1 protein-coding gene and 1 pseudogene are annotated in these 1114 nt (G+C 70.9%); both read left to right on the plus strand.

Annotated elements, in window-relative coordinates; genetic code table 11:
* Positions 1 to 604 (plus strand): hypothetical protein (locus tag K789_RS0120015; protein WP_024368307.1); only part of this gene is annotated, 604 nt, incomplete at its 5' end.
* A gap of 316 nt (positions 605 to 920) precedes the next feature.
* Positions 921 to 1114: pseudogene (locus K789_RS26325) on the plus strand (hypothetical protein); the annotation flags it as partial.

A 1114-nucleotide genomic window follows, 5' to 3' on the forward strand; every position in this document is an offset into this window, starting at 1 on the left:
CGGGTTGCTGGTGGTCGCCGTGGAAGGCCCGGCCGCCGTCGGACTGCTCGCCGGCGCCCTGCCGGAACTCTCCGCCCTCCGCCCCGAGGCAGGACCCGACGTCAGCCTCGTCACACTCGTGGTGGATCTGCCCCAGCTCGACGCCCGGCCGCGCGGCACCGGGGTCCTTGTCGCGCCGCAGAGCCCGGGAATCCAGGCCAAGGCACTCACCCACGCCACCGCCAAATGGGAGTGGCTTGCAGCCAAGGCCGGCCCCGGCACCCACGTTGTCCGGTTGTCCTACGGGCGAGGCGACGCCCGGCACGGAGCCAAGGACCGGCCTGAGCCCCGCACGGACGCGGAGCTGTTCGAGGCCGCCCTGGAGGACGCCTCCTCGCTGCTTTCCGTCCCGATAACCGCCGGGGATGTGGTGGCTTGGGACGTCGTGCGCTGGGGCGGGGCACTGCCCTTCGCTTCGCTGGGGCATAAGCGCCGGGTCGCCGAGGTGCGCAGCATCTGCGCGGCGGACGGCACGCTGGTCATGGTCGGCGGCTGGCTGTCCGGCAACGGCCTCGCGGCGATCGTGGCCGACACGCCGAAACAGGTCCGGCAGCTGCTCTCCTGAGCTGCGCCGGAGCCCTGTCGTCCGGGCGCCACACCCGATCCCGGGTACCCGGAAACGGGTCGCGGGTACCCGGAAACGAGGGGAACAGCAAATTTTCCCGGACGTCCTCCGAAGGCTAGTGTCGATGACCATGGTTACTCACAGGTCCCACGTCCAAAAAACGCAGGCCGGTCACCATGGGGGACTTCGGCGCGGCACGGCAGCTGCAGCGCTCGGAGTGGTACTGGCTCTCTCAGCAGGGGCACCCGCCTCACAAGCAGCCACAGGCGTCGCCGCCTCTGGTTCCGTTTCTGCCGCAGTTCCCACAGCGACAGACTTGCTGTCCCTTGACCTCGGCGGCCTGGTTGACGGCCTGTTCGCACCCGCGAAGCAGCCCACGCCGAGTCCTTCGCCGTCGAGTCCCTCCCCGCAGCCCACCTCCTCCGGGGAGCCGGACGATCCGGAGCCGAGCAGCTCCCCGAAGCAATCTCCCACGCAGCCCGGCACTCCCCAGCCCGTGGCGCCTCCGGC

Origin of the sequence: Arthrobacter sp. TB 26, assembly GCF_000427315.1 — a bacterium.
Taxonomy (GTDB): domain Bacteria; phylum Actinomycetota; class Actinomycetes; order Actinomycetales; family Micrococcaceae; genus Arthrobacter.